Consider the following 6,627-nt stretch of genomic DNA (forward strand, 5'->3'; position numbering starts at 1 on the left):
ATTCAAAATAGTTTGAGTAATGATTTTAGATTGGAAGTAGTATAAAAAAGAGGCTGGAGTAAAAAATCCTGGCCTCATTGTGATCTGGAGAAGGGAGGGCTGCACTCGCAGCCCCATTCTCTTCAGTAGATTTATTCATGGAGTAGTTTGAAGCTATTTACGGGCCAAAAGCGTAAAACAACTTCGCCTGTAATTTGCTCGGCTTTGAAGGTTCCGACATCGCGACTATCTTTGGAGACAATCCGATCATCTCCCAGCAAATAGTATTCATTGTCTGGGACAGTCACCTTAAAGTCAGCTTGTCCTTCACGGTTAACGGTGAAGGCTGGTGAAGCTTGAGCCAGGCTCTGGAAGTATTTACTGTAGGAATAGGTGTTTTGTAGTTTGTCGGCTTTGAAGGCTGCCTTATAATCAGCTAGGTAGGCTTCCTCGACTTCTTTCTCGTTGATGTAGAGGGTGTCTTGTTTGAATTCGACTTCGTCGCCAGGCATGCCGATCACCCGTTTGACAATCTTTTTCTCTTTGTCATTTTCATCGTTTTCGGTCGCCACCACGATATCAAAGCGGTCAATCTGATTTTGGTTAAAGACAATTAGGTTTTGGCCTTCTGCAAGGGTTGGATCCATGGAATGGCCTTCTACTCGAACAGCCTGCCAGAAAATCAAGCGGGAAAGTACAATTCCCCCAAGTATGATGATAAAGAGGAGGGTGTCAAAAATCTGCCGTGTACGGCTGTGTTTTTTCTTCTGATTTTTAGCGATTCTGCTTGCCATAGTTATCCTTTCTAGTCCTTAGCCTGTCAACAGTCTTCTAACAGACCTAGCTCTTCGTAGCTTTTGCAAGTAAAAACTATTGTATCATATTTTACCTCTTTTTCCCTTAGTGAACTGAGTTCCTTTTGGCAAATGACAAGGCTCTTCCTTTCTGCTATAATGATGAAAAGGTGATATTATGGCAAATTTAAATCGATATAAATTTTCTTTTGGAAAGAAAACCCTAACGTTAACAACAGAATATGACAATCTCTTTATGGAAGAGATTGAGCGTCTGGCGCAGGAGAAATACCAGGCTCTTAAGGAGCAGATGCCCAAGGCAGACGATGAAACTCTGGCTATCCTGTTGGCAATCAATACCTTGTCCGTTCAATTGAAACGGGAAGTGGAGCGTGCCCAGGAAGATCAGGAAGCGGCGAAGTAGGTGCTCTTATGCTTGATTTAGTCCTTCTTTTGCTGCTGGTTTGGAACTTTTATTTAGGTTACCAGCGAGGTCTGGGCCAGCAACTTGGTCAGACAGTCCTGTTTTTGATTTCCTTTATCGTCGCATCCTTGACCTATGGCCAAGCGGCCCAGTTTTTGAGTCTCTGGATTCCCTATGCTAATCCAGTTCGTGGCAGTCAAGTCCTCTTTTTTGAGTCGGGCATTTTGTTTGACCTGGATCAGGTTTTCTATAGTGGTCTGGGCTTTCTGATGGCCTTTAGCCTGGTTTGGCTTCTTGGCCGCATTTTGGGAACCTTTCTTATCTTTTTCCCTTGGAAATGGACCTGGGACAGTCTACCGGCCTCACTCCTATCGGGCGGCCTATCCCTACTTCTGACCTGGTATCGAGTGGAGATGGTCATCTTTATTCTGTCGACCGTTCCCCTTCCCGTGGTGCAAGACTTGCTCAGCTCCAGTTTTCTGGTGCAATTTATGATGAATCTCTCCCCATTTAGCCGCTTGCTTTTACGCCAACTTTGGGTGAACAGTGTTTTGGGAAGTTTGTAAACAAGATGGAAGAGTTTGGCGACAGGCTCTTTCTTTTTAGATTTTTGGAGAAGTGATGAATTTAAAAATATATGAAAGTTTGGAGTTTTCAGAAGTCAAAAGCGCTTTTGCCTCCTATCTACGGACGGTAGAGGGGCATAAGATCTTAGCGAATTTGAAACCTATGACTCAGCAAAAAGATATCCAGCAAGCCTTTGATCAGTTGCGGGATATTGAAAATCTTGGGACCGCAGGTTATAGCTTGCCTATGACCAGTCTCGGGGATTTGACCCCCAGCTTGAAACGCCTGCAGCTGGAGGCGGAATTAAACCTGGATGATTTTCAAGATATTAAGGCCCTGCTAAGAGCCAGTCAGGTGCTCAAAGATTTTTACCTAGACTTGGAAGATGTCAGCCTCCCGCATCTGGCAGTTTATTTTGAAAATTTGGAGACCTTCCCGCAATTCCAAGGTGCCCTGCAGGCCATTGCCGATAATGGGACGATTGAGGATTTTGCCAGTGAGGATTTGTTGCGAATCCGCCGCCGCTTGCGCCAGGCCGATCGAGACTTACGGCAAACCATGCAGGAGCTGCTCAAGAAGAAGGCAGACTATCTGGCAGATCCGCTCTTTGCTAGCCGGAATGGCCGCAATGTCTTGCCGGTCAAGCAGAGTTTCCGCAATCGGGTGCAAGGGATTGTCCAGGATATTTCTGCGACCGGAAATACGGTCTACATTGAACCGCGTGAGTTGATCCAAATCAACGAAGACATTGCTGGCCTCGAGGCAGAAGAGCGTTACGAAATCCGGCGCATTCTCCGCGAACTGGCCAATCTCCTCCGTCCTCAGGTACAGGCCTTTCAAAACAACCATTGGCTTTTGGGGCATTTTGACTTCTTGGGGGCCAAGTACCAGTATATGCGGGATCGGGACGCCCACATTCCAACCATTTCGAGCCAGAATGATATCCGCCTGCTCCAAGTACGCCATCCCCTCCTGGAAGAGCCTGTAGCCAATGACCTGCATTTTGGGAAGGATTTGACCAGTATTGTGATGACGGGTCCCAACACAGGGGGGAAAACCTTGATGCTCAAAACCTTGGGGCTGGCTCAATTGATGGGTCAGGCCGGTCTGCCGATTCTGGCAGCCGAGGGCAGTCGAATTGGTCTTTTTAATCAGGTTTTTGCGGATATTGGTGACGAACAGTCGATTGAGCAAAGTCTATCGACCTTCTCTAGTCACATGACCAATATTATCCAGATCCTCCAGCAGGCCGGTCCCTTTTCGCTTGTTCTTTTTGATGAATTGGGATCAGGGACGGACCCGCAAGAGGGGGCGGCCCTGGCCATCGCAATTTTAGAAGATCTCCGCTTACGGGGCATTAAAACCATGGCCACCACCCACTACCCAGAGCTTAAAGCTTACGGGATTGAGACCCAAGCAGTGGAAAATGCCAGCATGGAGTTTGACACTCTGAGCCTCCGCCCAACCTATCGTTTTATGCAGGGCGTACCGGGCCGGTCCAATGCGTTTGAAATTGCCAGACGGTTAGGCTTGGCAGAAGTGATTGTGGACCAAGCAGAGGAGCAATTGGACCAGGACCAGGATGTCTCACGGATTATTCAACGCTTGGAAGACCAAACCCTGGAAAGTCGGCGCCGGCTGGAATCCATCCGTGACCTGGAGCAAGAAAACTACAAGCTTAATCGAGCTCTGAAAAAACTCTATGTGGATTTGGAACGTGGGCAAGAAGCCGAGCTAAATGAGGCGCGGAAAGAGGCTCAGAAGATTGTGGCCAAGGCCACGGAAGAGAGTGAGCAGATCCTGAAAAACTTACAAGCAGGAGCTGAACTCAAGCCCCACCAGGTTATTGAAGCCAAGGCGAAGCTGAAGGAGTTAGCACCAGAAATAATCGATCTGTCCAAAAATAAGGTGCTCAACCGGGCTAAAAAGAAAAAAGCTCCTAAGGTCGGGATGGAAATCCTGGTTAGCCAATATGGGCAGCGGGGCAATCTGGTTCGGCGCTTGAAGGATGGACGCTGGGAGGCCCAGGTTGGACTGATGAAGATGACCTTAAAAGAGGATGAGTTTGAAGCGGTTGGCAAGGAAGCAGCTGCCGAGAAAATGGCCTCTCGGAAGGTCTCAACGGTTAAACGGAGCAAGAGTCAGGGAGCCAAGGCTCGCTTGGACTTACGGGGTAAACGTTATGAGGAAGCCATGGAAGAATTGGACGCCTTTATTGATCAAGCCCTGTTGAATAATATGGCCCAGGTGGATATTATCCACGGAATTGGGACTGGAGTGATCCGTGAGGGCGTTCAGAATTACCTGCGCCGGAATAAACAGGTCAAGTCCTTTGCCTATGCGCCACAGAATGCTGGAGGATCAGGGGCAACCATTGCAATTTTTAAATAAGACTTTTGCTCAAGCTTAGTGCTGCTGGTCTCGCGCTTGAATCGAGTATCAAATTCTGTCATTATTTTCAAAATTGGTGTAAACTAGTAGTAAGAATAAAAAAGGAGCTATTGATATGGTACAAAGTGTGACTGATGCAAATTTTGTTGAAGAGACTCAAGAAGGTCTTGTGTTGATTGATTTTTGGGCAACTTGGTGTGGCCCTTGCCGCATGCAGGCTCCAATCTTGGAGCAATTGGCAGGCGAAGTTGATGAGTCTGAATTGAAGATCGTGAAAATGGATGTTGATGAAAACCCAGCAACTGCGCGTGAATTCGGAATTATGTCAATCCCAACCTTGATGTTTAAGAAGGACGGAGAGGTTGTGAAACAGGTAGCTGGTGTGCACACCAAGGATCAGTTGAAAGAAATGATGGCATCACTTTAAGTGGTGTTTGTAAAAGCCTGGGACTCGTGCCGGAGTGGTTGGAGTCTCAGGTTTTTTTGCATATTTAAAATTGGTTAAAATTGACAAAGGGGCTTTTTTGGTTTAAAATGGAGAAGTTAGTTTTTTTAGAGAGACTCTAGTCTTTCTAAAATTAGAAAGGAAGTCTATATATCTTTCTCAAATGTGGTTTAATCTTGTCGAGGACTATATTTGATGATATTTTATATAGCAGTAGACATGTTAGAGATTTTAACGCAAGTCGATTCGTTTGTATGGGGACCACCCCTTTTAATTTTATTGGTGGGAACAGGAATCTTCCTTAGTTTCCGCTTGGGCTTATTACAAGTTCTCCAATTGCCTCGTGCCTTGCAATTGATTTTTAAGGCCGATGACAAGGAGGGCGAAGGAGATATCTCGAGCTTTGCAGCCTTGAGTACGGCCCTGGCAGCGACCATTGGTACAGGCAACATTGTTGGGGTGGCGACAGCCATCAAGATGGGGGGACCAGGTGCTCTCTTCTGGATGTGGGTGGCAGCCTTTTTCGGAATGGCGACCAAATATGCAGAAGGAGTCTTGGCCATTCGTTACCGGGTCAAAGATGAAAAGGGATCAGCTTCTGGCGGACCAATGTACTATATCGTTAATGGTATGGGTGAGAAATGGCGGCCCTTGGCCAATTTCTTCGCAGGTGGAGCTGTGTTGACAGCCCTCTTGTCAACCGGAACCTTCACCCAGGTATCTTCCATTACGGATTCGATTAAGACTGGTTTGGGGATTGGCTCAGAGGTAACCGGCCCCATCTTGACCATTTTAGTAGCCATTGCGATTTTTGGTGGGATTCACAGTATCTCCAAGATTTCGACAGCTGTTGTACCTTTTATGGCCTTGATCTATGTACTTGCTGCTGGAACTATTCTGGTTGTGAATGCGGATCAATTATTGCCAACTCTGGAGCTGGTTGTCAAAAGTGCCTTTAGCCCTGCCGCAGCCCTAGGAGGGTTTACCGGTGCGACGGTACGAACAGCCATTCAAACAGGGATTGCGCGTGGAGTCTTCTCGAACGAATCCGGTATGGGAAGTGCGCCTATTGCCGCAGCTGCAGCGAAGACCGAGTCTCCTGTGGAACAAGGACTCATTTCGATGACCGGTACCTTCATTGATACCATTATTGTTTGTAGTCTAACAGGTTTGTCGATCTTAATTACCGGAACATGGAGTGGCGATGCTAATGGGGCCAGCTTGACCCAAGAAGCCTTTGCAACAGTTTTTGGAAACTTTGGCTCGATCCTCTTAATGCTCTTTTTGGTTCTTTTTGCCTTTACAACAATTATTGGCTGGAACTATTACGGAGAGCGCTGTTTTGAGTTCCTCTTTGGCTTGCGCTTTATTTGGATTTACCGGGCTCTCTATGTGGCCTTTGTCTTCCTAGGAGCCTTCTTGACAGTTGACGTGATTTGGCTGATCGCAGACATTGTCAACGCCCTGATGGTATTGCCAAACCTCATCGCCCTTCTGGCGCTGAGTCCAATTGTGGTTCTGGAAACCAAACAGTACTTAGAGAAACAAAAAAATCTCTAAAGAGATTTAGTAGTAGAAGGGAGTGGGATAGAACTAAGATGAAAAAAATTAGTTTATTCGCTTTCTTAATTTTCTACCATTTGTCAACCATTTTTCTAAAAATTAGCCAATTTATTTGGCAGAGTGGTGCCTGTTGAGCCTAGTTGGCAAGCTAAGAGAAGGGGATTTTGTGTCAAGGCCTTGAGCGTTAGCGTGCCTTTACACGGAATCCCTCTTCTCTTACAATAGGCTAGCTCACAGGCAACTTTCGATGGTTTTATATCTAAGCTGAGACCAAATACCTAAAAAAGAGTACACTGAAACAGCACCTTGACTTTCAAATTTTTTCACAAGGTGCTATAATGGTATGGCACAATTATTCCTTATTGACTTTTAGAAAGACTATAGTCGTAAAGTTTATTGTGCGTTATGAGGTAATGGATCGTTCGAATGAGACGATGCATAGAGGCAATCACATGTGGCTTGGT

Annotated in this window: 6 protein-coding genes; 5 read left to right on the forward strand and 1 reads right to left on the reverse strand. The window is 46.3% G+C overall.

Annotated elements, in window-relative coordinates; translation table 11 throughout:
• Positions 1-131: 131 nt before the first annotated feature.
• Positions 132-773 carry a signal peptidase I gene (lepB, locus tag E5983_RS02865; protein ID WP_160332415.1) on the reverse strand — a complete coding sequence of 214 codons (642 nt, stop codon included), beginning with the start codon at positions 771-773 and terminating at the stop codon, positions 132-134.
• Positions 774-951: 178 nt separating this feature from the next.
• Here lepB and E5983_RS02870 point away from each other — a divergent pair, with 178 nt between their 5' ends.
• The 5 genes from E5983_RS02870 (at position 952) to E5983_RS02890 (ending at position 6,160) form a co-directional block, all read left to right on the forward strand.
• Positions 952-1,197 (forward strand): hypothetical protein, encoded by a 246-nt coding sequence (locus E5983_RS02870; RefSeq protein WP_160332416.1) that lies wholly within the window; start codon positions 952-954, stop codon positions 1,195-1,197.
• An 8-nt stretch (positions 1,198-1,205) separates the two neighbouring features.
• On the forward strand, positions 1,206-1,763 hold the full coding sequence (locus E5983_RS02875) for a CvpA family protein (protein WP_160332417.1): 558 nt from the start codon (positions 1,206-1,208) through the stop codon (positions 1,761-1,763).
• Positions 1,764-1,818: 55 nt separating this feature from the next.
• Entirely contained in the window at positions 1,819-4,155 is a 2,337-nt protein-coding gene (locus E5983_RS02880; protein WP_160332418.1) for an endonuclease MutS2, read from the forward strand.
• Between the two features lie 115 nt (positions 4,156-4,270).
• Complete coding sequence (gene trxA, locus E5983_RS02885) at positions 4,271-4,582, forward strand: thioredoxin (protein ID WP_160332419.1); 312 nt, start codon at positions 4,271-4,273, stop codon at positions 4,580-4,582.
• Positions 4,583-4,819: 237 nt separating this feature from the next.
• Positions 4,820-6,160, forward strand: coding sequence for an alanine/glycine:cation symporter family protein (locus E5983_RS02890; protein ID WP_160332420.1), 1,341 nt, complete (start codon positions 4,820-4,822; stop codon positions 6,158-6,160).
• Positions 6,161-6,627: the final 467 nt, after the last annotated feature.

The sequence above is a fragment of the Streptococcus danieliae genome, assembly GCF_009767945.1.
Lineage (GTDB): Bacteria > Bacillota > Bacilli > Lactobacillales > Streptococcaceae > Streptococcus > Streptococcus danieliae.